Origin of the sequence: Pseudomonas putida, from assembly GCF_050989985.1 — a bacterium.
Classification (GTDB): domain Bacteria; phylum Pseudomonadota; class Gammaproteobacteria; order Pseudomonadales; family Pseudomonadaceae; genus Aquipseudomonas; species Aquipseudomonas putida_AI.
Map to the genome: position 1 here is coordinate 4,537,911 of NZ_CP158815.1, position 25,923 is coordinate 4,563,833.

The 25,923-nt window shown below is 61.0% G+C and carries 19 protein-coding genes; 8 read left to right on the forward strand and 11 right to left on the reverse strand.

Going from position 1 to position 25,923, the window contains the following annotated elements; all coding sequences use genetic code 11:
* Positions 1–526 precede the first annotated feature (526 nt).
* The 6 genes from ABTV29_RS20695 to hglS all read left to right on the forward strand — a co-directional run bounded on the left by ABTV29_RS20695 (position 527) and on the right by hglS (position 8,229).
* A complete protein-coding gene (locus ABTV29_RS20695) occupies positions 527–1,543 on the forward strand; it encodes an arginine N-succinyltransferase (RefSeq protein WP_433766540.1) in 1,017 nt (338 codons plus the stop codon).
* Positions 1,544–1,598: 55 nt separating this feature from the next.
* Positions 1,599–2,633 (forward strand): arginine N-succinyltransferase, encoded by a 1,035-nt coding sequence (gene astA / locus ABTV29_RS20700; protein WP_433766541.1) that lies wholly within the window; start codon positions 1,599–1,601, stop codon positions 2,631–2,633.
* A 194-nt stretch (positions 2,634–2,827) separates the two neighbouring features.
* Positions 2,828–3,697, forward strand: coding sequence for an isocitrate lyase/PEP mutase family protein (locus ABTV29_RS20705; protein ID WP_433766542.1), 870 nt, complete (start codon positions 2,828–2,830; stop codon positions 3,695–3,697).
* A 610-nt stretch (positions 3,698–4,307) separates the two neighbouring features.
* Positions 4,308–5,759: a flavin-containing monooxygenase gene (locus ABTV29_RS20710; RefSeq protein ID WP_433766543.1), complete on the forward strand. Its 1,452-nt coding sequence runs from the start codon at positions 4,308–4,310 to the stop codon at positions 5,757–5,759.
* Between the two features lie 22 nt (positions 5,760–5,781).
* Complete coding sequence (locus tag ABTV29_RS20715; protein ID WP_433766544.1) at positions 5,782–6,738, forward strand: alpha/beta fold hydrolase; 957 nt, start codon at positions 5,782–5,784, stop codon at positions 6,736–6,738.
* Positions 6,739–6,849: 111 nt separating this feature from the next.
* A complete protein-coding gene (hglS, locus tag ABTV29_RS20720) occupies positions 6,850–8,229 on the forward strand; it encodes a 2-oxoadipate dioxygenase/decarboxylase HglS (RefSeq protein ID WP_433766545.1) in 1,380 nt (459 codons plus the stop codon).
* A gap of 390 nt (positions 8,230–8,619) precedes the next feature.
* On the opposite strand, the gene ABTV29_RS20725 is transcribed toward hglS, so the two are convergent.
* From ABTV29_RS20725 to ABTV29_RS20750, 6 genes are all read right to left on the reverse strand, one after another.
* The gene (locus ABTV29_RS20725) at positions 8,620–9,297 is read right to left on the reverse strand and encodes a type 1 glutamine amidotransferase domain-containing protein (protein ID WP_433766546.1); all 678 of its coding nucleotides are present in this window, start codon (positions 9,295–9,297) and stop codon (positions 8,620–8,622) included.
* Positions 9,298–9,304: 7 nt separating this feature from the next.
* Positions 9,305–9,475: a hypothetical protein gene (locus ABTV29_RS20730; RefSeq protein WP_433766547.1), complete on the reverse strand. Its 171-nt coding sequence runs from the start codon at positions 9,473–9,475 to the stop codon at positions 9,305–9,307.
* Positions 9,476–10,126: 651 nt separating this feature from the next.
* Positions 10,127–10,369 (reverse strand): hypothetical protein, encoded by a 243-nt coding sequence (locus tag ABTV29_RS20735; protein ID WP_433766548.1) that lies wholly within the window; start codon positions 10,367–10,369, stop codon positions 10,127–10,129.
* A gap of 200 nt (positions 10,370–10,569) precedes the next feature.
* Positions 10,570–11,655 (reverse strand): lipocalin-like domain-containing protein, encoded by a 1,086-nt coding sequence (locus tag ABTV29_RS20740; protein WP_433766549.1) that lies wholly within the window; start codon positions 11,653–11,655, stop codon positions 10,570–10,572.
* Positions 11,645–14,116 (reverse strand): ABC transporter permease, encoded by a 2,472-nt coding sequence (locus tag ABTV29_RS20745; RefSeq protein WP_433766550.1) that lies wholly within the window; start codon positions 14,114–14,116, stop codon positions 11,645–11,647. The genes ABTV29_RS20740 and ABTV29_RS20745 overlap by 11 nt, the downstream gene beginning before the upstream one ends.
* Before the next feature lies 1 nt (position 14,117).
* Complete coding sequence (locus tag ABTV29_RS20750; protein ID WP_433766551.1) at positions 14,118–14,786, reverse strand: ABC transporter ATP-binding protein; 669 nt, start codon at positions 14,784–14,786, stop codon at positions 14,118–14,120.
* 211 nt (positions 14,787–14,997) lie between these two features.
* Here ABTV29_RS20750 and ABTV29_RS20755 point away from each other — a divergent pair, with 211 nt between their 5' ends.
* Together ABTV29_RS20755 and ABTV29_RS20760 are read left to right on the forward strand one after the other, a co-directional pair.
* Positions 14,998–15,783, forward strand: a complete 786-nt coding sequence (locus tag ABTV29_RS20755; protein ID WP_433766552.1) for a ChbG/HpnK family deacetylase — start codon at positions 14,998–15,000, stop codon at positions 15,781–15,783.
* An 840-nt stretch (positions 15,784–16,623) separates the two neighbouring features.
* The gene (locus tag ABTV29_RS20760; RefSeq protein ID WP_433766553.1) at positions 16,624–17,010 is read left to right on the forward strand and encodes a hypothetical protein; all 387 of its coding nucleotides are present in this window, start codon (positions 16,624–16,626) and stop codon (positions 17,008–17,010) included.
* Between the two features lie 112 nt (positions 17,011–17,122).
* Here ABTV29_RS20760 and ABTV29_RS20765 read toward each other — a convergent pair whose 3' ends face one another.
* The 5 genes from ABTV29_RS20765 to ABTV29_RS20785 form a co-directional block, all read right to left on the reverse strand.
* On the reverse strand, positions 17,123–18,556 hold the full coding sequence (locus ABTV29_RS20765) for a sigma-54-dependent transcriptional regulator (protein ID WP_433766554.1): 1,434 nt from the start codon (positions 18,554–18,556) through the stop codon (positions 17,123–17,125).
* Positions 18,525–20,018, reverse strand: coding sequence for a sensor histidine kinase (locus tag ABTV29_RS20770; protein WP_433766555.1), 1,494 nt, complete (start codon positions 20,016–20,018; stop codon positions 18,525–18,527). Before ABTV29_RS20770 ends, ABTV29_RS20765 begins: the two co-directional genes overlap by 32 nt.
* A gap of 102 nt (positions 20,019–20,120) precedes the next feature.
* Positions 20,121–21,257: an SCO family protein gene (locus ABTV29_RS20775; protein WP_433766556.1), complete on the reverse strand. Its 1,137-nt coding sequence runs from the start codon at positions 21,255–21,257 to the stop codon at positions 20,121–20,123.
* 17 nt (positions 21,258–21,274) lie between these two features.
* A complete protein-coding gene (locus tag ABTV29_RS20780) occupies positions 21,275–24,073 on the reverse strand; it encodes a multicopper oxidase domain-containing protein (protein ID WP_433766557.1) in 2,799 nt (932 codons plus the stop codon).
* Between the two features lie 198 nt (positions 24,074–24,271).
* A complete protein-coding gene (locus ABTV29_RS20785; RefSeq protein ID WP_433766558.1) occupies positions 24,272–25,720 on the reverse strand; it encodes a sensor histidine kinase in 1,449 nt (482 codons plus the stop codon).
* Between the last annotated feature and the right edge of the window lie 203 nt (positions 25,721–25,923).

The following is a 25,923-nucleotide window of genomic DNA, read 5'->3' on the forward strand; positions in this document are numbered from 1 at the left end:
GGAACACAGGGATCAGGGGGTGTTTTGTTTCAGCCAATGACCCGCACGCCTTCAGGCATTTCTTTACACAACAACAGCTTTGTCCGACAGCCATTTAGGCCAAGGCCTACAAGGTCAATCGACATCCGCGTAGCCCTTCGCCGCAAGAGCCTCCCCTTCATGATCGAGCGCTCGGAACGGCGCCAAAATTAACTAGACATGCAATAGCCATTAACTAAATACTGATTTCAAAGGATTACCAAAATCTCATCCAGCAGGAGCCCGGATGCCCTCACTCAAAGACCCGATCTTCGATCCTGGTCTGGACATCAATGTCTGGACGTAGCCTTGTCCGAACACCGTGCCGTACCCGCCTGATGACCCGTTTCGATTCACCAGGCCGTGGGCGCCACTTGTGGCCATGAAACCGTAAAGAACAAAAAAGAGCGGAGCCGACAACGCGCCCGCCGTTTCAATGCGTGGAAACCGACAGTGATAGTCCGGTCCGGTGCCCGACACCGAGCCCTTTGATACAAGGAGTGCATCCATGCTGGTCTTGCGTCCAGTGCAGTTAACCGACCTGCCTCAAATGCAGCGCCTTGCCCGGGAAAGCCTGGTGGGCGTCACGTCCTTGCCGGACGATGGCGAACGCCTGCGCGACAAGATTCTCGATTCCTGCACCTCGTTCGAGCACGACGTCTTCAGCCCGGGGCCCGAGAGTTATTGTTTCGTGCTGGAAGACCTGGCGACCCGCAACCTTGTGGGTTGCTCGGAAATCCTCGCCACCGCCGGTTTCAGCGAGCCGTTCTACAGCCTGCGTAACCGGCACTTCAACAGCGCCTCGCGGGAGCTGAACATCGAGCATGAAGTGCCGGCGCTGTCGGTCTGCCAGGACCTCAGCGCCCACACCTTGCTGCGCGGGTTTCATATCGATGCAGCCCTGGAGCGCACGGCGTTCTCCGAACTTCTGTCACGGGCCCGGCTGTTGTTCATTGCCGCTTATCCCCGGCGTTTTGCCGATGCGGTCATCACCGAGATCGTCGGCTACAGCAGCGAAGACGGCCATTCGCCGTTCTGGGATGCGGTGGGCAAGCACTTCTTCGACCTGCCCTATGTCGAGGCCGAACGGCTGTGCGGCCTGGAAAGCCGCACGTTTCTCGCAGAATTGATGCCGCAATACCCGATCTACGTGCCGATGCTGCCCCAGTCCGCGCAAGACTGCATCGGCCGTATCCATCCCGATGGCCAGGATGCCTTCGATATCCTGGCGCGGGAGGGTTTCGAGACCAACAGCTACGTCGATCTGTTCGACGGTGGCCCGACCCTTTTTGCCCGCACCCATGGCATTCGTTCGATTGCCGAAAGCCGCACCAGCGTGGCCCGACCAGGTTCCAGCATCGATGCCCGCGGCCGCTATCTGGTGAGCAATGACTCGCTGGAGAACTATCGGGCCATTGTCGCCGATCTCGACTACATCGCCGGCCAACCGGTGGCACTGGACGCCAGCATGTGCGCCGCGCTGAAAGTCAGCGAAGGCAGCCCGATCCGGCTGGTCGCCCTGTGAGCCGCAACCTGCGCGGTGCCAGGCGCCCGGACGGGTGCGAAAAAGGAGTTGCAGCATGATTGTCCGCCCCGTGGAGGTCACCGACCTGCCCGCCTTGCGTGCACTGGTCCGCCAGGCCGGTCGCGGACTGAACAGCCTGCCGGCCAACGAGGATCGCCTGCAACACCGGCTGCGCTGGGCAAAACGGACATTCGCCGAACAGGTCGAGCGTGCCGACGCCGATTACCTGTTCGTGCTCGAAGACGACGATCAGCAAGTCATCGGTGTCAGCGCCATGACCGGCGCCATCGGCCTGCGTGAGCCCTGGTACAACTACCGGGTCGGGCTGACGGTCAGTTCGTCGGCGGACCTGGGTATCCAGCGGCAGATCCCGACCTTGTTCCTGAACAATGAAATGACCGGCCAATCGGAACTCTGCTCGTTGTTCCTGCGCCCGGATCAACGCCTGGAGGGCCGCGGCCGGTTGTTGTCACTGGGGCGCCTGCTGTTTGTCGCCGAATTCCCGCACCTGTTCGGCGACAAACTCATCGCCGAACTGCGCGGCACTGCCGATGAACGAGGCTGCTCGCCGTTCTGGGACAGCGTCGGCCGGCACTTTTTCAAGAAGGATTTCAGCCAGGCCGACCACCTGTCGTGGCTGGGCAACAAGGCGTTCATCGCCGAACTGATGCCGCGCCAGCCGCTCTACACCTGCCTGCTCACCGAACAGGCCCAGGCGGCAATCGGCAAGCCCCATGCGAACAGCGAACCGGCGCTGAAAATCCTCACCGCCGAGGGTTTTGCCCATAAGGGTTACGTCGATATCTTCGACGCCGGCCCGGTCATCGAGGCGCCGGTGTCGAATATCCGCACCGTGCGTGACAGCCAGTTGCTGGATTTGTCCATTGGCACCCCCGACGAGCAGGCGCCGATGTGGCTGATCCACAACCGACGCCTGGAAAACTGCCGCATCACCATCGCCCCGGCGCGACGCACGGGCCATTGCCTGACGGTCGACCGCCTGACCGCCAAACGCCTGCAATTACAGCCCGGCGACTCAGTACGCTGCGTACTGCTGCACCATCGACAGCGCCAGGCCGTGGCGGCCTGATCGCTGCCAACCGGGCCTGATCCTCAGGGGTAAATACCCGGTCTGGGCCAAGCACAAACGGTTGCGCACCGGACAAATTGGCTGTATTCACGCTAAATTCGTCATCATTCTCGGCTTGCACCCGTGATAGCCTTTAACACTTTCGGCGTTGACACTTTTGCTCAAGCCCTTCCATTTCCATTGGTGGAACTCATATGTCCAGGCTGTCTCATCAAGATTTGCGCCGCAATTTTCGTCAACTGTTCGCGTCCAACACCTGCTACCACACCGCGTCGGTCTTCGATCCGATGTCGGCACGCATTGCCGCGGACCTGGGGTTCGAAGTAGGGATTCTCGGCGGTTCGGTCGCCTCGTTGCAGGTACTGGCCGCCCCTGACTTTGCGCTGATCAGCCTCAGCGAATTCGCCGAGCAGGCCACCCGCATCGGCCGCGTCGCCCAGTTGCCGGTGATTGCCGACGCTGACCATGGCTACGGCAACGCGCTCAACGTCATGCGCACCATCGTCGAACTGGAACGCGCCGGCATCGCCGCACTGACCATCGAAGACACCCTGCTGCCGGCGCAATTCGGCCGCAAATCCACCGACCTGATCACCGTCGCCGAAGGCGTCGGCAAGATCCGCGCCGCACTGGAAGCGCGCTGCGACTCGGAAATGGCGATCATCGCCCGCACCCATGCCGGGATCCTGCCGGTTCAGGAAATCATCAGCCGCACCAAGCAATACCAGGCCGCCGGCGCGGACGGCATCTGCATGGTGGGCGTGAAGGATTTCGACCACCTGGAAAAAATCGCCGAACACCTGAGCGTGCCACTGATGCTGGTGACCTACGGCAACCCGCTGCTGCGCGACGACAAACGCCTGGCCGAACTGGGCGTGCGAGTGGTGATCGACGGCCACGGCGCCTACTTCGCCGCCATCAAGGCCACCTACGACAGCCTGCGCGAACAACGCCAGATCTTCACCCAGGCCTCGGACCTGAGCGCCACCGAACTGACCCACACCTACACCCAGCCGGAGGAATACATTCGCTGGGCCGAGGAGTTCATGAGCGTCAAGGAGTAACCGCTTAAGGATTCGCGCAGGTCACAAAATCCGGCAACGCCAAAACCACTGTGGGAGCGGGCTTGCTCGCGAAGGCGTTTGATCAGTCAACACTGATGTCGCCCGACACGCCGCCTTCGCTGGCAAGCCAGCTTCCACAGGGGACGGCGTGCACCTGACCTGCTTCTCACCACTCAACAGGCCGAGCGTTAGCTCGCCTGCAAGCTCTTGATCTTGATCCACCCGCCCCTTCGGGAGGCTGAGTGGAGGCGTTCATCCGGGGGTAAGGCGCGTAGCGCCGTGCGGCGCAGCCGCACACATCGAGAGGAGGTGCAGCGAAGCAAACCGGAGGCGATGCCCCCGGATGAATGCCGGAGCGAAGGTACGCCGAGCCTCAGCGAGGGGCCGGACGCCGGGGCGAGCGCTTTTGGTTACTTTTAACTGGGCCGGCACTCCGGGCGTTTGTTAAAAGTGACTCGCCGTAAGGGCGAAACCATAAGCGGCCGTTACCGCAGCAATGGATATGTACACGATCACGCGATCAGCTCAGTTCCCACAAGATCAAAGCAATACCCCTCAATTTGGCTATACATGAAGGATAAGGGTCCAACCCGTATCCCTCAGGAAGCCCATGCAGACCTTCCATGTATTGATCATCGGTAGCGGTTTTGGCGGCCAGTGCGCCGCGGTGAATTTGCTCAAGGCCGGTATCACCGACTTTCGAATGCTTGAGCGGCGGGACTTTTTCGGGGGCACCTGGCGCCAGAACACCTACCCGGGGGCGGCGGTCGATGTGCCCTCGCCGCTTTACTCGCTGTCCTTCGCCCCTTACCGCTGGACGCAGATGTTCGCCGAACAGGCCGAACTGCATCGCTACACCCGCCATGTGGTGGAGCGTTTCGGCCTGCGTGACCGGGTGGAACTGCAGGCCAATGTCGAACGCGTGGAATGGGACGAGTCCAACCTGCGCTGGGCGGTTCACACCGCCAAAGGCACCTTTCATGCGCAGTTCTTGATCAATGCCACCGGGCCCCTGAGTCAACCGGTGGTGCCGCACTTTCCCGGCCAGGAGCGCTTCAAGGGCAAGACCTTTCACACCAATAACTGGGACCACTCCTTCGATTACCGGCAAAAACGCGTGGCGATCGTCGGCAGCGGTGCCAGCGCGGCCCAGGTGATTCCGGCGATTGCCCCGGATGTCGGGCACCTGCATGTGTTCCAGCGCACGCCGCATTGGGTATTGCCCCGGGCCGACCGCACCTTCGGGCGCTTCCAGCGCTGGCTGCTGGGGCTCAAGCCGGCCTACAAACTGCTGCGCTGGATGATCTACTGGCAGTTCGAAACCCGGGTCATCGCCTTCAAATACTCGAAACCGGCGGTGCGCATGGTCCAGCACCAGGCCCTGCGCTTCATCAAACGCCAGGTACCCGACGCCGAACTGCGGCGAAAACTGACGCCGGACTACACCATCGGCTGCAAGCGGGTCATTCTCTCCAGCACGCTGTACCCGGCGCTGGCCCGGCCCAATGTGACGCTGCACAGCCGCGAACAAGGCATCAAGGAGATCGACGAAACCGGCATCGTCATGCAGGACGGCCAGCACATCGACCTCGACCTGATCGTCTGGTCCACCGGCTACGACGCCACCGACGGGGTGATTTCCTACCCGGTCACCGGCAGAAACGGCACACAACTGCGCAATGTCTGGGCCGAATATCCCCGGGCGTACCTGGGCACCAGCCTGCCTGACTTTCCCAACCTGTTTATCGTCACCGGTCCCAACACCGGCATCGGCCATACATCGGCGCTGTTCATCATCGAATCGCAGATGAACTACATCCTCGACTGCATTCGCACGCTAAAAACTCAAGGTTTGCGCAGCATCGAAGTGCGCCCCGAGGCAGAACGTACCTACACTGAAATGATCCATAGAGAAATGGAGCGTACGGTGTGGAAGTCCGGAGGCTGCCACAGTTGGTATCAAAGCAAGAGCGGTCATGTGGTTGCGATGTTTCCGGGGTTCAGTTTCAGCTTTCATCGATTGACCCGCGCCCTGAAACCCGCTGACCACATATTGTCCTGATCCGTCAGAAGGAAGACGACAGATGCTTTTACTGGTAGTCGCTATCGCGGTGTTTGCGGCCTGGTGCTGGTTGAGCTACCCGGCGGTCGGGTACTGGCTGTACGACTTGAGCGTGGCTGCCGAAGCCAAGTTGTACAAACTGCACAAGATTGTCGTGCCCATCAACGAAATGACCGTCTCGACCTGGCAGGGCGGGCCGTATGAAGCATCAAGCAATGTGTTGATGCTGCACGGCTTCAGCGCCGATAAAAACCTCTGGCTGCGCTTTGCCCGGCACTTTGTCGGCAATTACCGGGTGATCATCCCCGACATCGCTGGCCACGGTGAAACCGGCTTCAAGGCCGGTGGCGGTTATGACATCCCTCTGCAGGCCAAACGAATGATTCAGTTGCTGGATGTCTGCGGGGTCGAGAAGGTCCATGTAATCGGCAACTCGATGGGCGGCTGGATCGCGGCCTGGCTGGCGGCGCATTACCCGGAACGCATTGCCTCGGTCGCCCTGTTCGACCCGGCGGGCGTGACCTCGCCCGAGCCCAGCGATCTGGAACGGCACCTGGCCAAGGGGCACAACCCCTTCCTGATCGAATCGCGGGAAGAGTTCAGGCACTTCTATGCCATGACCATGGCCGATCCACCGTGGATGCCGCGCGTGGTGCTGGACGCCTTCGCCCATCGTTACGAACAGTCGCGCGACGAACTGGAAGAAATCTTCCGCGACTTCCGCGCCAGCCCGCCGATGGAGCCGGAACTGCCGGCCATCAATGCCCCGGCGCTGTTGCTGTGGGGGCGCAAGGATCGCCTGATCGATGTCAGCAGCGTGGCTGTCTGGAGCAAGGGCATCCTGGACCTGCGGGTGGAAATCTGGGAAGGCATCGGCCACATGCCGATGGTCGAAGCGCCTGCCGGTTCGGCTCGCCTGTATCGGGAGTTTTTGGCATCCCTGCGCTCGGAAAGCCCTCAGGATCAACGGCTGCATTGAGGATGCAGTCCTTTGCAGAATGAAGTTCGTCAGAAACTTCGTTTGTCGGCGGCGCTGAAGGCTGCGATCTTTTCTCCCATCCTTCACGTCACCGCGCCAGGAACCCTGTTCATGACTCACCCGAACTTCGTCAGCCCCGACCTGATCCGTCAACGCTTCTCCAAAGCGATGTCCGACATGTACCGCGAAGAAGTGCCGCTGTACGGCGCGCTGATGGAGCTGGTGGAACAGACCAACCGCCACGTGCTCGAAAGCGACCCGCAGGTGGCGAGCCAGTTGAACAGCACCGGCGAGATCGAGCGCCTGGACCTGGAGCGCCATGGCGCAATTCGTGTCGGCACGGCGGGCGAACTGGCCACCCTCGCCCGCCTGTTCGCGGTCATGGGCATGCAGCCGGTGGGTTATTACGACCTGACGCCGGCCGGGGTGCCGGTGCATTCCACGGCGTTCCGGGCGGTGCATGAGGCCTCGTTGCAGGTCAGCCCGTTCCGCGTGTTCACCTCGCTGTTGCGCCTGGAACTGATCGAAGACCCGGAACTGCGGGCGTTTGCCCAATCGATGCTGGACAAGCGTTCGATCTTCACTCCGCTCGCGCTGACCCTCATCGAGCGCGCCGAAACCCAGGGCGGCCTCACCGAACAGGAGGCGCAGGAATTCGTCAAACAGACGCTGGAGACCTTCCGCTGGCATCACAGCGCTACCGTGACCGCCGAGCAGTACCGCCAACTCAGCGCCCAGCATCGCCTGATCGCCGATGTGGTGGCGTTCAAGGGCCCGCACATCAATCACCTGACACCACGTACTCTGGACATCGACATCGTCCAGGCGCAAATGCCGGTGCATGGCATCACCCCCAAAGCGGTGATCGAAGGCCCGCCCCGTCGCCAGTGCCCGATCCTGCTGCGCCAGACCAGTTTCAAGGCCCTCGACGAACCGGTGGCCTTCACCGATCAAGCCGATACCCGGGGCAGCCACAGCGCCCGTTTCGGCGAGATCGAGCAACGCGGCGCCGCCCTCACCCCCAAAGGCCGGGCGCTGTATGACCGCCTGCTCAATGCCGCCCGGGACGAGCTCAAGGACTTCCCGAACGAAGCCAACGCCGCCCGCTACAACGCGCTGATGACCCAGCACTTCAGCGAATTTCCCGACACCTACGACGGCATGCGCCGCGAGGAACTGGCGTACTTCCGCTACTTCGTGACGGAAAAAGGCCAGGCGGCGGCCGAGCTGAAAACCCTGCCCCTGGAAGAACTGGTCAGCGGTGGCTATCTGCGGGTTGAACCCCTGGTGTACGAAGATTTCCTGCCGGTCAGCGCCGCGGGGATTTTCCAGTCAAACCTGGGCGATGCCGCGCAAACCCACTATGGCGTGCACTCCAATCAGCAGGCATTTGAAAAGGCGCTGGGCCGGCCGACGATTGATGAGCTGGAGCTGTATGCACAGACGCAACGGCGCTCGATAGAGCAGTGTTTCGCCTCATTGCACGGCTAACACCGAACAACCAAACACTGTAGGAGCGAGCTTGCTCGCGATAGCGTCAGTTCAGCCACCCGCGATGTTGAATGCAAGGCCGCTATCGCGAGCAGGCTCGCTCCCACAGTGGTTCTTCCGCGTACACAAAACCTGTGTTCGACAATGATCTAAACGTGGGAGCGAGCCTGCTCGCGATGGCGTCAGTCCAGCCGCCAGCGATGTTGAATGCAAGACCGCCATCGCGAGCAGGCTCGCTCCCACAGTGGTTCTTCCGCGTACACAAAACCTGTGTTCGACAATGATCTAAATGTGGGAGCGAGCCTGCTCGCGATGGCCTCAGTCCAGCCGCCAGCGATGTTGAATGCAAGACCGCCATCGCGAGCAGGCTCGCTCCTACAGGTTTTGTGTCTATTTCAATTTCGCCAGCAACGCTTCAGCCCCCGCCTGTGAGGACGCCGGATTCTGCCCGGTGATCAGCAGACCATCGGTCAACACATAGCTCGCCCAATCAGGCCCTTTGGAAAAGATCCCGCCCTTGGCCTTGAGTTCGTCCTCCACCAGGAACGGCACGACATTGGTCAGCTGCACGGCGTCTTCTTCGCTGTTGGTAAATCCCGTGACCTTCTTGCCCTTGACCAGCGGCTGGCCGTTCACGTCCTTGGCATGGCGCAATACGCCAGGGGCATGGCAAACGGTCGCAACCGGTTTACCGGCGTTGTAGAACGCTTCGATCAGGGCGATCGAGTGCTTGTCTTCGGCCAGGTCCCAGAGCGGGCCATGCCCACCGGGATAGAAGACCGCGTCGTAATCCCCGGCATTCACAGAGCTGAGCAGGACGGTCGAGGCCAGGGCGGCCTGGGCCGCAGAATCCTTGCGAAAACGCTCGGTGGCCTCGGTCTGAAAATCGGGCTCGTCGCTTTTCGGGTCCAGTGGTGGCTGACCACCCTTGGGCGAGGCCAGGGTCAACTGCACGCCGGTATCCTTGAAGGCGAAATAGGGTGCCGCGAATTCTTCCAGCCAGAAACCGGTTTTCTTGCCGGTGTTACCCAGTTGATCGTGGGACGTTAGAACCATCAGGATTTTCATGTCGTCATCACTCCATCTCGGGACTGCGGGAATGCGCAAGACGCTGCGCGTTGAGCCTGGCATATGACCGTTGCGCGGGACTGCCGGTTCGGCCTGCAAGGCGATTGACCACGGTGCGCCCAAAGCTGCTTTTTGTCGCGCTGTTTTCCATGCCGGGCGTCGTGAAGACGGTGGACATCGCTCGCGCCAAAGACGCCCCGCACAAATGCCGGACCCCGGCAAATACCATGCAGGCCGTACATGTCATCTATCAGAAAATCAGCGGCTGGCGACAACTTAAGGGGTTAATGACGGGTGTAAAACAACTAGCCGATTATTGTCGGACAATCTTCCCACGCACCACATCCGGGTAATCCACGCGCAATAAAAAAGGGTGATCAAAATGAGCACCCTTTCTTGTCTGGAGTCGCTGGAAGTTCACAGGAAAACTCCACGGTGGTGTTCGCCCAGTGCAATGGCCTCGGCATTCCATGCACTGGTAAAGAGCCGTAACACTGGGCGAACGGGGCGCATTTTAATGGAACTTGTTGAAGAAGTCCGCGACTTAAATGCGAAATTTGCAGATACATATTTCAACAGTCGCCCGCTCTGAAGTGCTTCAACCGTGGTAGTTAAAATTCACCAGTCAGTTCAAAAAAGTCACTATTCCTATACAAAAAGTTGTACAGGATTAACCACGCCCTTCTCAACTTCCGCTTTTGCTGGTCACCGTCAGTATGTCGATATCGACAACATTGACGCGCTGTCCAACTTTCAGTTCCTTCAACTTGACCTGTACTTCCGGCCGTACACCATCGGTGGTTTTGAGGCGGCCTCATGGGCACTCTCCTCAGGCGTGGGGATCGTCGACTTCCCGCGTCACGTTGATGGCCGGCGAGTCCCTGAGAGATTGCGCCGCCCTGGCGTTCAGGTCCTGCCACTGATCGAGGTCAATGGCGCCCATCCCCAACAAATCGTCGGCCAGGCGCAGCAGTTCGATGTAATACGCGTCGGGAGACTGTTGCCAGTAGGCCCGGTCATTGAACACGCGCCGCCATGTGTTGAGATCGGGTGGTGTGAGGTCTTCACGCATGGCGGGCTCCGATGGAAGAATTCCCACAGTAGAGTGTCGGAATGCCATCAGAGTTCAACACGATTGCATTTGATTCTTCCTCTCAAATCCCTGCGCCCTGTAGGAGCGAGCTCGCTCGCGATGAACGCAAGAACACTGCGCAGTGTCAGGCATCCAGCGTTATCGTTGACGACCATCGCGAGCAAGCTCGCTCCTACAGGTCAATAGCCGGTCATTTCCAGGTAGCCCTGCCCGCCATGGCTGCCGCTCAGGCGCACGGGGCCTTCCCAGTAGGGAATGCGCAAATCCATCCAGGCGTTGGGGTTGAGGGCGTTGATGACGATGTCTAGTTGCTTGACCGGGATCTGGATCGCCCAGCGTACCGGCATCGAACGCCCGGCGACGCGTACGGTGTCCTGCGGGATGAGGCGAATGTCGGCGCCGCGCAGCATCTGCGTCTGCCCCCCGGCATCAATCCAGGTCCCCGTGAGGTAGGGTGCGCCGTCCTTTTGCCTCATTCGGTAGAGCATCACCTGCTCGCCGCTGTCCAGGTGCAGGGACAACCAGTCCCAACCGGTCTGATTGGCGGTCAGCGGCTGACTGCTCCATTCGCGGTCGAGCCACGCCGGGCCACTGACTTGATAGCGCTTGCCGTCGATCTCCAGCGTGCCGCTGGCCTGGAAAAACGGCTGGCTGTAGTAATACGACGCCTGGCCCTGCTCGGATTTCTGGCTGAACCCCGCGTCCCCCTGCAGCACCAGCGGACGCTTCGCCGTCAGCCGCAGCTGATAGCCGAACGACTTGTCCCGGGCACTCAGTAGCAGATCCGCCAGCGGGTCGGCGTCGCCCGACTGGCTGGCGAATTGCCAATCGTCGATCCACGCCTTGAACGGCGCCAGGCTCACCCCGGCCTGCCCCACACCGCCACGGGCATAACGTTCGGCGGCATGGTGGACCGTCGCCGAGGTGACGGCCGCATGGCCGAGCCAGAGTGTCTGGTTCTCCCAACCCGCCGTCTCGGGTGTGGCTTTCAAGGCACTGCGAAACAGCGTCCACTGCGCGCCAAATTCATTGCCCTGCTCGTCCTTGAGATTGGCGGTGACGTACCACCACTCGATGCGAAACCCGTCATGGGGGCCGTGATCCGAAGGGAAGCTGAACACCCGACCGGGTACTACAGGGGTGAATGCAGCCGCCTGATTGCCCAGCCCGGCGAAGCCTTTTTCCTCGCTCGCCGGTTGATCGCAGCCGCCCACCAGCAGCGCCAACAGCAGCGCCAATAGAAACATCGCGGGCTTAATCCTCATGGGAAAAAGTCCTCAGAAGGTCCGCCGGTTGCGTGCGATACAAGGCGTACAGTGGCCAAGCCGAGGCCAGCAAGGTCGCCACCACCGCCAACCCCATCAATTGCAGCAATTGCACTGGAAATACCCGCAACGGCAGACGCCAGCCGAAGGCCTGGACATTGATCACGGCGTCCAGGCACCAGGCCAGGGCGATGCCCAATGGCAGCGCCAGCACCAGCGTCAACAGCGCCAGCAGCCAGGTCTGCCCGAGATTGAGCAGCATCAATTGCCGGCGCGTCACCCCCAACGCCCACAGCGGCGCCAGTTGCCCGAGACGGCTCTGGCTTTGCGTCAGCAGACTGATGAACAACGCCACGCCAGCCACGCAGAGCGTCAGGCTGTTGAGCGCGGCGGTAGCGGCAAAGGTGCGTTCGAAGACTTGCGTGGACCAGCCCTTGAGCCTGGCCTGATCGACGATGCGACTGTCCTCCAGGGCGAAGCGTGCCTGCAAGGCGCTGACGAATGGGCTGATCAACGTCGGCTCGATCCGCAGATTGAAACGATTGGGCGTCAGTTGCGGCCAGCCACGCAGCAGGTGATTCACGTTGACCAGTATGTGGCCCTTGGGATTGCCGTAGTCGGCATAGATCCCGACGATGCGCGGCGACCACGGGCCATTGGGCGTGGCAATCGTCAGGCGATCGCCCAGTTGCACGCGCAAGCGCCGGGCCAGTTGTTCGCTGAGCATCACGGCATCGTCGGTGGCGAGGCGCTCCCAAGGGGCGTCGCCCAGGGCTTCAAGCAGCGGCCAGTGCTGACGGTAGGTCGGGTGATCGATCACACCGAAGATATCCGTCGGCCAGCCTTGCACCTGGATCGATACCTGCCAGTTGGGCAACACCGCCGTGGGCTGCGGCTGTTGCTTGAGCCAGCTGTACAGTTCCCGAGCCTGGGCCGGGTTTTGCGGATTGAGGTAGAGCTCAGCGGTCAGCCGCTGCTCGAGCCAGTTGCTGAAGGTTTCGCGAAAACCGGCGGTCATGCTGCTGGCGCCGATGTTCGCCGCCAGGGCCAGCAGCAGCGCCATCAACGCCAGGCTCAGGGCCGGCAGTTGCTGGCGGCAATCGGCGACGAACCATTGGCCCAGCACCGAACGACTGCGCCCCAACAAACCGTCGAGTACCGCATTGAGCACCACCGGCAACGCCAGGGCGGCGCCCAGCAACAGCGCGGCCATCAGCACGAAACCGCTGGCCAGGCTGTCACCGCGCAACAACGCCAGCAATGCGATCGCCAGGGCCAGCGCCGCCACCCAGGCCTGTCGCCGCAACCAGCGCGCGTGGGCCTGATGCCAGGCCTGCGGATCGGCCAGGGCCAATAAGGGCAAGCGCGCCGCACGCCACAAACTGTTGGCCCCGGCGAGCAAGGCACCGAGCAGGCCCAGGCCGACGCCACCGAGCCACCACAGCGGGCTCAGGGTCAACTGCCCCGCCACTTCGGCACCGTACAAGCCGCGCAGACTGGCGGCGACATCCGGCAGCAGCACGCTGGCCAGCAGATAGCCGCTGACCACGCCCGCCACGCCGCCGATCAAGGCCAGAACGGCCAATTCCACCGCCAGACAGCCGATCAACATCCGCGCACTGACCCCGCAGGCACGCAAGGTTCGCAGCAGGCCTCGCCGCTGTTCCAGCGCCAGCCCGATGGCGGCATGCACGATGAACAGGCCGACCACGAACGACAGAAACCCCAGGGCGTCGAGGTTCAGGTGGAAGCTTTCGGTCAGGCGCGCCAGATTGTTTTCTTCACCGCTGCTCTTGAACTGCAGTTGGCCGCTCAGCGCATCGGGCAAGGTCGCGGTGAAATCCCTGGGCAGCAGCAAGCGCGAGATCTGCCCCGGCAATTCGAGGATCTGCTGGGCAAAGCCGATGTCCACCAGCAACACGCCGGGGGCCATGTCCGTCTGCACCTGCAAGGGCGGCAGCGCCTGGCCGTTGAGCGCCTGCGGGCGGTCTCCTTCCTTCAGCCCCAAGGCCTGCAAGGTCTGCGGCGAAATCCAGGTGCTGCCCGGCGGGGTGAAGAACTCGACGACCTGTTCGATGGCCATCGCCCGCCCGGCCACCACGCCTCCCGCCGGCAGCGACACCGGCTCGATACCCATCAGTTGCAGACGCTGTTCTTCATGGCCCTTGAGCGTCAGCCTCCCCTGCAACACCGGCGACACCGGCCAACCGGCGCGACGCAGGTCGACAAACCATTGTTGGGGGAACGTCGCGCCAGCGGGAGCGCTGAGACTGGCCTGGGCTTCGCCGCCGATCAATTGGCTGGCCCTTGCATAGCTGTCCCGCGCCTGACTGTTCAGCGCCTGTACGCCGATCAGCAGGCTGGTGGCCAGCCACAGCCCGGTCAGCACGCTGAAAAACTGCACCGGATGCTGCCGCCAGTGGCTGAGCAACGCCCGCAGGGTCTGGCGGAAAATGCGCATCTCAGTGCCCGTCCACACTGGCCAGGCGACCGCCGTGCAGCACCACTTTCTCCGCCAGCCGCGCGGCGACGCTGGGGCTGTGGGTGACCATCAACAAAGTCGTCGGGCTGTCGTCGAGCAGTTCCAGCAACAGCTTGAGCACCTCGGCGCTGGTGGCTTCATCGAGGCTGCCGGTGGGCTCGTCGGCCAACAGCAGTTTCGGTTGCGAGGCCAGCGCCCGGCCCAGCGCCACCCGTTGCTGCTGGCCGCCGGAAAGTTGTTCCGGGTAACGCCGCAGCACATCGGCCAAGCCCAGGCGCTGCACCAGATGCGCCTGCCAGCGCGGATCATGACGCCCGGCAAGCTGTGCCTGAAACGCCAGGTTGTCCTCCACGCGCAAACTGCCAATGAGGTTGAACTGCTGGAACACCAGGCCGATTTCCGTGCGCCGCCAGTTCGCCAGTTGCCCTTCGTTCATCTGCTCCAGCCGATGTTCGCCGCTGCGGATGCTGCCACGATCCACTTTGTCCAGCCCGGCAATCAGGTGCAGCAAGGTGCTTTTGCCACTGCCCGACTCGCCCATCAGCGCCAGGCTGCTGCCGGGCTTGAGGCGCAGGTCGACACCCTGCAGCACCGGCAACGGGCCTTGCGGGGTGGCGTAGCTTTTGAAGACGCCTTGCACTTCAAGCATGGGAAAAAACCCGTTCGATACGCGTGGGCCAAGAATAGCGGCCCAGACTGGTTTTTGTCGGTTGCCGGCTGCGGCCCTGCCTGAACGTGCGTCAAAAATTGCCGGCGGCGCTGGGTTTTTTCCAACGAGGAACTACTGTGGATGGAGCGCGTTCGGGTCCGCCCGAGGCTTTCGGTAACCGCACCCATCGACATACTCATGGAGGGCGAACATGCCACAGCAAGTCATAGTCAACGCTGACGATTTTGGCCTAAGCGCCTGTGAAAATGCCGTGATCCTGGGAGCCTTCCAGGCCGGGATCATCAGTTCCGCCACCGCCATGGCCAACACGCCGGCCTTCGCCGCCGCCTGTTCCCTGGCGCAGCATCCGTTGCTGGAAGGACGCATCGGCCTGCACTTCAACCTCACCTACGGCCGCCCGCTGAGTCGGCGCATCCTGACCCGCCCGACCTTCTGCGACCGCAGCGGCGTGTTCGATTTCAACCTGCGCCGCAGCCGTCTCTGGCTCGGTCATCAGGATCGCCTCGCGGTACAGGAAGAACTCGAAGCGCAGTGGCAGCATTTTGTGGATCACGGCGTGCGGCCCAGCCATCTGGATTCCCATCATCAAGTGCACAACGTCTGGCCCATCGGCGAGATCGTCGCGCGCTTCGCCGCCCGGCAGAGGGTTCCGGTGCGACTGGCGCGCAATCTGGGGCAGAACCAGAGCCTGCGCAAACGCCTGTACAAGCAGTTGCTCAACCATCGTTTGAACAGCCTGGCCGGTGCGACGGCCGACTACGTCTGCACCCCGATGGATTTGCGCAACGCCGCACCGCCCAGCGAAGGCCTGCTGGAAATCGTCGCCCACCCCAGCCAGCTCGGCGCCGATTTCGGCGATGCCTGCCTGGACCAGGGAGAGTCCTTGAGCGCACTCCTGGAGCAAAGATTGCCCGGTGTGCCGAGGGTCCCCTATAGCGCGGTCGGCCGCGTAGAGACAGTGATGGAACAGCAGTGAACTGTAGGAGCGAGCTTGCTCGCGATGGCTTCAGCCCAGCCACCCGCGATGTTGAATGCAGGACCGCTATCGCGAGCAGGCTCGCTCCTACAGTGGTTCTTCCGCGTGCACAAAAACCTGTGTTCGACAGTGATCAAAATGTTGGAGCGAGCTTGCTCGCGATGGCGTCAGCCCAGCCACCTGCGATGTTGAATGCAAGACCGCTATCGCGAGCAGGCTCGCTCCTACAGTGGTTTTTCCGGACGCACAAAACCTGTGTTCGACAGCGATCAAAATGTAGGAGCGAGCCTGCTCGCGATGGCGTCAGCCCAGCCACCCGCGATGTTGAATGCAGGACCGCTATCGCGAGCAGGCTCGCTCCTACAGTGGTTTGTCTGCGCACACAAAACCTGTGTTCGACAGTGATCAAAATGTGGGAGCGAGCCTGCTCGCGATGGCGTCAGTCCAGCCTCCTGCGATGTTGAATGCTCCACCGCTATCGCGAGCAAGCTCGCTCCTACAGTGGTTTTTCCGCACACACAAAACCCGTGTTCGACAGTGATCAAAATGTGGGAGCGAGCCTGCTCGCGATGGCGTCAGTCCAGCCATCTGTGATGTTGAATGCAAGACCGCTATCGCGAGCAGGCTCGCTCCTACAATGGTTTGTCTGCGCGCACAAAACCCGTGTTCGACAGTGATCAAAATGTAGGAGCGAGCCTGCTCGCGATGGCGTCAGTCCAGCCACCTGCGATGTTGAATGCAATAGGGCTTCGCCAGCCGCGAAAAATCGAGCTGTCCCAAGGCGCGCTATAGTTAATGTCCTTGGGGAAATGCGCGAAAAACAATGCCGCAGGTGCTGCCATGAACAAAATCGAACAGACGCTAATACTTGCCCTTTGCCTGACCGCCGCCACCTGCGTACAGGCCGACGACAGCCTGATGCAAACCGAGCAGTCGAGCAGTGAATTCAACTATTACGGGGCCGACCAACCCTTCGCCCACCCCGCTCCGCCCTCTCTGAGCACCATACCGCCGGGGGCGTATATCCCGACTTCGCCTCAGACGTTCATTCCGGTGTCGAGCCAACACGTGTTTTCCGACTCCCAGTTGCCCACGGTGGCCGATGCCACCGTACGCGTGTTCATTCGCACCTATGACGAAGAACGCGGTGTCTACGTGAACCAGGAAGTGGAAAACCCCGAGTGCACGCTGTCTTGCCTCAGAGGGCAGCACGTCCCGACGTTGTAGGCTTTCAGCTGTAGGAGCAAAGCTTGCTCGCGATGACGGCAGTCCAGTCAGTCATCATGGCGCCTGACAAACCGCTATCGCGAGCAAGCTTTGCTCCTGCACTCCTACAGGCCTACCACTGTCGCTTGTCCGGCCGCGCAAGACCGAGTTTCTCGATCCGGTAACGCAGCATGTCGCGGCTCAGGCCCAGCAGCCGTGCCGACTTGGTAACGTTCCAGTCGGTCTTGTCGAGCATCTTGCGCACCATATCGCGCTCGACCTCCGGCAGGTTCATCGACTCGGTGTCGTTGTAGGCCGAGCGTGACTCTGCGGCGGCGGGCACCTCGTGCTGGAACATCGGCGGCTCATCCACCAGGCTCATGCACACATTCAATTGATGGGCGGCGATGACATCGCTTTGCGCCAGCAACACGGTCTGCTCGAGCATGTTGCGCAACTCACGCACGTTGCCCGGCCAGCTGTAGTTGAGCAGCAGCTCTTCGGCCTGCTCACTGAAGCGCAGGTGGGGTTTGCCATAGCGTTTGCCGTGGGCGGCGAGGAAGTGCCGGGCCAGCAACAGGATGTCTTCACCGCGGGCATACAGGCGCGGCACCTTGATCGAAATGATGCGCAGGCGGAAGAACAGGTCACGGCGGAACTTGCCCTGCTGGACCATCTGTTCGAGGTTGCAGTTGGTGGCGCTGATCACCCGCAGATCGACCTTGCGCTCCTTGACCGAACCGACCCGGCGAATGCTCCGATCCTCCAGCAGCTTGAGCAGCTTGGCCTGCAGGATCAGGTCCATCTCCCCCACTTCGTCCAGAAACAGCGTGCCGCCATCGGCCGCTTCCACCAGCCCGAGACGACGGTCCTTGGCATCGGTAAACGCGCCCTTCTCGTGACCGAACAGCTCCGCTTCCACCAGGTTGGCCGGAATCGAGGCGCAGTTGAATTCAATGAAAGGCCCCTTGGCGCGCGGACCGTCGAAATGCAGGGCCCGGGCCACGAGTTCCTTGCCGGTACCGGTCTCGCCTTCGACCAGTACCGGAGGCAGATCGGTGTTGGCCATCCGGCGCTCGGCATCGAGCAACTGGGTGATGGTGCTCTTGAGGTAAACCATCGGCGCCGATTCGCCGATCAGCGCCTGCACCCCGGCCTTCTGTGCTTCGCGCTCCTGATAGAACGACAGCGTGCGCTCCATCCGGTCGGTGGCCAGGGCCTTGTCCAGCAGCACCTTGAGTTCCGGCAGCGCCACCGGCTTGGTCACGTAGTGGAACGCCCCTTCCTTCATCGCTACCACGGCATCTTCGACGTTGCCGTAGCCGGTCATCATGATCACCTTCAGATCCGGCGCGCTGACGCGCAGCTTCTGGATCAGGTCGTGACCACTCATGCCCGGCAACGAGTTGTCAGTCAGCACCACGTCGGGAACGAAGGTCTTCAATTGCTCCAATGCATTTTCAGCCGAGTGGCAGACCGTCACCTCGAAGTCTTTGCGCTCCAGGTAGGTCTGAATATTCTCGGCGAGGAGTTCATCATCCTCGACCAGCAGTATGCTGTGTTCCATATTCCCCTCCCGTTGCCACTTTAAAGTTCAAACAAACGCGAGTTCCTTCCCGCTCCTGGCTGGTCAGTTCTACCGAGCCTTCGAAACGCTCCATTATTCGTTTGACCAGGGCCAGGCCTACGCCCAGCCCTCCCTGTTTGGTGGTGAAAAATGGCTTGAAGACCATTTGCTGCTGCTGCTTGGTCATGCCCTTGCCGGTGTCAGTGAGAATCATGCTCACCTGGTCTGCCGCCGGTGTTTCAATCTCGATACTCAACACGCCCCCCGTGGGCATCGCTTCCAGGGCATTGGCAAACAGGCTATTGAGAATTTGCGTCAACAGCACCTGTTGGCTGACGACCGGTGGCACGCTTTTGGGAGTGAAACGCACTTCGACATTCGAGCGTTTGATCAACGCCTCGAAGGCTCCCAGGGTGTCATCGATGGTCAGCACCAGATCGACCTCATCGAAGTCGTCGTTGACCGGTCGCAACGACACAAGCAATTCGCGTACCCAGCGCGACATGCGGTCGACCTGGCTGATGATGTCGCCAATGTTTTTCTGTGCACCATGGCTGGCGATTTCCTGGGCCAGTTCGGCACTGGTACGGATATTGGCCAACGGATTGCGCAGGCTGTGGGCGACCGCCGATGACATCTCGCCCAGGGCCACGAAGGTTTCGTTGGCCACCAGTTGTTTTTGCTGGCTCTGCAACAGCATCGCAGCGCGCCGAACGATCCAGAACAGTCCCAGGTAAATCGCCGCCCCGCCCAGCAGGGTCGCCAGCCAGATCGCCTTGAACCCGCGCTGGATGCGTTCCACCAGATCCGTCGGCTCCTTGTAGATCTCCACCATGGCGATCACTTTGGTTCGGTCGGCGTTAAACATCGGGATGTAGTTTTCGATGAACAGGTATTGGGGTTCACGCACCAGGCGTTGCTCGGGACGCTCCTCATCGATTTCGTGGTAGCTGGTGGACACCGGTTCCTTCATTTCGAAAGACTCGTCCAGTTCATCGTCATCGTCGATGCGCATGCCGATCAGCTCGGGGTTGGTCGACCAGACCACTGTACGATCAAGGGCATAGACGTTGGCCAGCAGCAGGTCCGGCAGGTGCTCCACATGATCGAGAAACTCGACGCGCGCGTTGGCACGGGCGCCAGGTTCGACATCGGCGTAGGCGTTGTCCAGCCGTGGATCGAGCATCTCGCCCATGGTGCGCGTCGGGGTAATCAAGGCGTGGCGAATTTCCGCATCGCCGATGGCCTGGATGAATTGCGCTGTCAGCATCGAATCGCGCTCGATGCTCTCCTCCACCACAAAACGCGTGGAAATGTACCCCAGCCCCAACGCCACGGCGGCGATGATGAAAAAGCTCGCCAGTGAGAACCAGCGCACCAGGTTGAAGGGCGGTCGCCAATCCCTGGCTTGCGTGGCCGGAGTAGTCGGCGCAGTTATTTTTTGTTCTTCGAGTATCTGCATGGGACTGTCCTGGTCGCGGCTCAACTAGCCTTTTCAGCCGTGTTTCGCATCAGTGTAGGTGGCATTCGTCGTCACGGGTGTCGCAATGCAAGTATTTAGCCACTATTGCATCTGTGCCTGCCCTTGGGGACCGGCGGGCGGCGCAATGGAGTGATGGTGTTCGGGTTCTTCGTTCTCGGCAGTCAGCGGTGCTTGCACCGGATGCTGGCGATCGGTTTCCTCCTGCAGAAACTCGATGATCGACTGCGCGGACTTCTCATCCATGCGCAGGTTGGGCATCGGAATCTTGTTGAAGCGATCAAACAGTTCCATCGCAATCGGATCCTTTTCCGCCAGCATGCGATCCGGCTCGCGGATCCAGCGATTGAGCCAGGCCGGATCACGCTGGCGGGTCACGCCAATCAGGTCCGGGCCGATGCTGCGCAAACCGATGCCCTGCCCATCCTGCGGACCGAGGCTGTGGCACGAGGCGCAACGGGTGCGAAACAGTTCTTCCCCGTTGCTCGGCGGGCGAATTTCCGGTGCATTGGCATAGCTTTGCTCAACGCTCGGCTGCTTCCAGTTATGCAAGGTGTTGGCCAACTGATCGGCCAGAATCCACGGGTTCTCGAACGGCGAGGCTTTCATCCAGCGACCGGTTTGCTGGTTGCCGACGATCAGGCTCAGGTTGTGGTCCTTGCTGCGGCCGTTGTCGACGCCTTCGATGAACAGCCCGAGCTTTTTGCGCAGCTCCGTGACATCGGCGAACTCCCCGGTGAGGAACAACCAGCCAGGTCCCACCTGGAAGCGCTGCGAATAGGCCTTGAGCACTTCGGGGGTGTCACTCAGGGGGTCGATGCTGATGGAGTAGAAAAAGATGTCCTTGCCGACCCGGTCGCCGAGCAGTTTCTGCACCTGGCGCAACCGCGCGGTTTCCAGCGGGCAGGAGTCGCTGCAGGAGGTGAAGATGAAGTTGATCACCACCACCTTGCCCTTGATCAGGTCATCGAAAAAATGCACCTGCCGACCGTTCTGGTCGGTCAGCAAGGTGTTGGGGAAATAGTCGCCACCCCACGGGGTGGCGGATTCAGTGTCGGCGGGTTTTTCCGCCGGTACGGCGACAATGGCCTCGGTGGATGTGGGGGCGGGTGCCGACGGCGCCTGGTTGGCAACCAGCAGTTGGCTGGCCAGTAAGCCGGTCACCAACACCAGTATCAAATGCATGCCCAAGGCGCGTGTGCGTGGTGTATGCAACTTCATGTCGACACCCTCCCGTTTCATTGTTTGACAGTCACTTGTGGACCCATGCCGTCGCCATTGCGGAAGGTTGGCAGTGCGGCAGAGTTCACGTAGCGCACACCATCCCAGCTGGGCAGCGGTGTCGGCATCAACTGGAACTGACCTGGATGCTCGATATCCCAACGCAGCAGCATCGAGTTGTCCTCATGCTGGGTGTTGTGACAGTGCTCCATGTAGGTCCCGGCAAACTCGCGGAAGTTGATCGCCATTTCGATGTTGTCCAGGCCATCGTTTTCCGAACCGATGCGGTACACATCCTTGCGTGCCCATTTTTCCCATTCCGGTGGTGCCTTGCCGCCACGGCTGAGAATGATCCCTTCCTCGAAGTGCACATGTACCGGGTGGCTCCAGCCCTTGCCGCCCAGCTGGATTTTCCACACTTCCAGGGTGCCGAAGCCGGTGGTGCCAGCATCGGTAGGACCGGTTTTCAGCTGGGTGGCCGCGCTCAGACGACGAGGGTCCATGTTGTAGCCGAAGCCGCCATCGCTCTTGACTGTCCACGGTGCCTCATCAGTGCCGTCGGAACGACCGAAGATGAAGGACCGGTGACGGGCGTTGGCCAGCAGCGCCTTGTCGGCTGCGTTGTCGCGGTGAATCTTCAGCGGAATCATCACCAGGCCTTCAGCCTTGCCCGGTTTGGCCGGTTCATACTTCGACGGATCCATGGACAGGTCCTGACCGGAATAGGCCTTGACGTTCAGTTGCAACACCTTGCCTACCGCCGGATCGCCCCTGTCCCATTGTGGACCGTTGCTGGTCTGCTTGATCACCGCCAGGTATTTTTCCGACAGCACGTCAGCCAGAGGGATAGGCTCTTTCGGGCCTTTGCCGTCGTCGTGGGCCAGCAGGTTGACGAAGAAGATCTTGTCCCCCGGCTTGATGCCGTTCTTGGCGAAGTTGACGACGATGTCGAAGCGCTCGGCGATGCCCTGGGTTGGCAGGATGGCGTTGTGGTTCTGCTTGTCGCCATCGTTGTCCAGATCCATGGTGCCGTCGAACGGTACGGCGTGTTCCATGATGTTGCCGTCGTTGGCGATCATGTGGAACGGCACCCGGGCATAGGACACGCCTGAGCCTTTGGGTCCCTGGAACTCACCGCTGGTGCCCTTGATTTCCCGTACCAGGGCGAACTTGTAGTAGCGCGATACCGAACCGTTGAGCATGCGGAACCGATAGCTGCGGGCACGCACGTCCAGGGTCGGTTTCCAGCCCCAGTTGACCACCACCTGGTCACCGAGGAAGCCGTCGGTGTTGAACGGGTTGAACCACAGCTGGCCGTTCTTATCCCAGGCCTTGTCGGCGAACAACAGGTTGACGTCGTAGTCGCGGTTACCCCACGGCAAGGCGCTGCCGCTGGGGAAACGCAGGTTGACGCCGTCATCGACCGACTCGTTGCCACGGTCCAGGGCGCTGTAGTAATTCATCATCGCCGCGTTGCCCTTGTAGACGTTCTGCGCGGTGAAATCGAGCATGTGGTCGTGGAACCAGTGGGTGCTCATGGTTTCGCGCCAGTCGCCACGGATCTTGATCGTGCCGTGATCGCACGTCTTGAGGCCCGGGCTCATGTCGTTGGTCCACAGGGTTTCGCCCGGCGAGCAAGGGAACGCCGCGCGCGGGTCTTCAGCCTTGGTGTTGATGCTGTCGTAACCGGCGAGCTGCACCGGCCAGCGATAGTCGTAGTACTGCCCCGGGAAGAAGAACGCGTTGGCATAGCCGTCGCTTTCCGCCGGTGCGTGCCCATTGTGTTCATGGGTGGTGATGGTGTGCAGGCCAAAGCCCATGTTGGCTGAAGGGTCGATAGGCAAGCCGTTGTAGTGGCGCATTAGAAGCGGTTGGCCATAACGCACCATCAGCAGTTTTGGCGGCAGGGTGCCGTCGAAGGTCCACACCGAATTGTGGTTCTGCACTGGCATGAGCGGGTGCAGGCGCGGTTCGACGCCCTTGGAAGTGCCGTCCGTTGCCGGAATGCCGGCGACGTTGTGATACAGGCCGCCAGGGCCGAACTCACCCACGGCGTAGTGGTGCATTTGCCGATCGTCACGCAAGCCGCCGTTGGTCCGGATACCGGTCTGCACCGTCTTGTAGGCGTTCTGCGGGTAGAACTCGTTCCAGCGCTGGTGGGACCAACCCTTTCCTGGTGGACGGCCCTCGGCAGACGAGCCGATATGGCGGTTGAGGAATTGCTCGATCTGCGCCTGCCACGGGTTGCGGTCCACCGCGTTGGAGAACTGACTGGGGAATGGCGTCAGCCCCGGTTGGCGCAGAAAGTTATCCAGCGCCAGGCTTGGCGGTGCACTGCGGGCAGCGCTGTTGGGATCCTGGGCCGGCAACGGACCGATCCCCGGCGGTGGAAACGGCAACTGCCCCGCCGGCGTGGTGGGGTCGAGTTTTTCCGGTCCGAATTCCTCGAACAGCATCATTTGCTGGGTAAATGGCTGAGCCCCGAACAACGGGCTGGGCTTGCCATTGGTGGGGTAGTTGAAACTGGTTTGCTGTGACGGTGGCAGTTGGTTTTCCACGCGCTCGGTGTCGCGGGAGCCCTTGACGCCATTGGGCAAATCGAAGGCATCTTCGTTGGCCTTCGGCATGGTCAGGATGGCATTCAACCCTGCTGGCTCAGCCGGTTCGTCGTAGTAGGCCGAAGGGTCGGATGGCTCCGGCTGTCGCTCATCGTCGATTGGGCTGGCGCGCAGCATCCCTGTGCTTATCGTCATTGATAGAACGACGCTCAAAGGCGTCAACAACCATTTGAAGGGGTACCGCGCTTTTTTGTCCATCACCTGCCGCCTCGTATGTGTGAAGGGGGTGATGGGGGTTTTGCAAATCCCTCGCCAAATTTGTAACTAATTTATACAAAGATGGGAAAGCTTGGAAAACAATGGCTTATCAACATCAAACTGCCATGACTGGGGAAATACGACTGGGGAATGACACCCGGTAGCGGGGAAAGTTCGCACCCACTCTGTGGGAAAAGCTCAGGGAACCAACTTGAACGACAGACGGACAGACGTGCCCTCGCCTTCACGGCTGTCGAGGGTCACGGCACCGCCAAAACGCTCCATGATTCGTTTGACCAGGACCAGCCCGACGCCGAGCCCGCCCTGCTTGGTGGTGAAAAACGGCCGGAAGGCCATTTTGCGTTGCTCTTCGGTCATGCCCTTGCCGGTGTCGCTGACCACGACCACCACGCCCTGGGCATCGGCCGGCGTCATGCTGATGGTCAGCGTGCCGCCTTCGTCCATGGCCTCCAGCGCATTGGCCAGCAAGCTGTTGAGGATCTGTGTCAGCTGCACCTGCTGGCTGAGCACCATGGGCGTCTCTTTGGGCTCGAACACCACATTGATCCGTCCGTTGGCGATCTGTTGTTCGAAGGCCATGAGGCTGTCGTACAGCGAGGCCACCAGATTCACGGCTTCGGCATCGTCATTGAGTGGGCGCAACGATTGCAGCAACTCGCGTACCCACTTCGACATGCGATCGACCTGGCCGATGATGTCCTTGATGTTCTTGTGCGCCGCGCCGCTGTCGAACTCCAGGGCCAATTCGGCACTGGAGCGAATGGTCGCCAGCGGATTGCGCAAGCTGTGGGCCACCGCCGATGACATCTCGCCCAGAGCGACGAAGGTTTCGTTGGTGATCAGTTGTTTCTGCTGGGTCGCCAGCAAAATCGCCGCGCGCCGGACGATCCAGTACAGCCCGAAATAAATCAGCGCACCGCCCAGGGCCGTGGCCACCCAGATCAGCACGAGCCCGCGCTCCATGCGATTGATCAGGTCCTTGGGCTCCTTGTAGATCTCGACCATCGCCGTGACGTTCTTGCCCTCGGCGTCGAACAGCGGAATGTAGTTTTCGATGAAGATGTATTCCGGCTGCGTGATGAACTTCTGCTCCATGCGTGACTTGTCGACATCGTGATAGCTGGCCGACACCGGGGTCTTGTTGGCGAAGGCCTTGTCGAGGTCTTCATCGGCATGGATCGTGGTGCCCATCAGGGCCGGGTTGGTGGACCAGATCACCATGCGATCGGGTGCATATATATTGGCCAGGATCACGTCCGGCAGGTGTTCGATGTGATCGAGAAATTCGCCACGGGCGTTGGCCCTGGCCATCGGGTCGACGTCGGCAAAGTCCCGATCCTTGCGCGGATCGAGCAGCTCGCCCATGGTCCGCACATTGGGTACCGCCACATGGCGCAGCTCGGCCGAGGCGATCGCCTGAATGAACTGCGAGGTCAGCAACGCATCGCGCTGAACGCTTTCGGTAATCACGAATTTGGTCGACACCGACCCCAGTGCCACCGCCACGGTACCGATCACCGCCATGCTGATCAGGGAAAACCAGCGCAGCAGATTGAAAGGTTGTTTGCGATTGCTCAAGCGGATATCGCCCTTGTCGGATTGAAGTGTCTTGGCCAGCGTGGTCATGAATACGCCATCCCCCGGATGCGGCGCGAATGCCCCCTATAGGTTTATAGCCCACCGATGGCAGTTTGCCCGACTGCGGGTAATTTTCCCCATTTCCCCCATTTTTTCCCCCACCCAATCCTGTTGCCCCATCTACCCCCAATCCTGGGGAAAAAGGCCCGTTCTCAAATTAGGGAATCTTTCCCAATTATTCGCTCAACGCC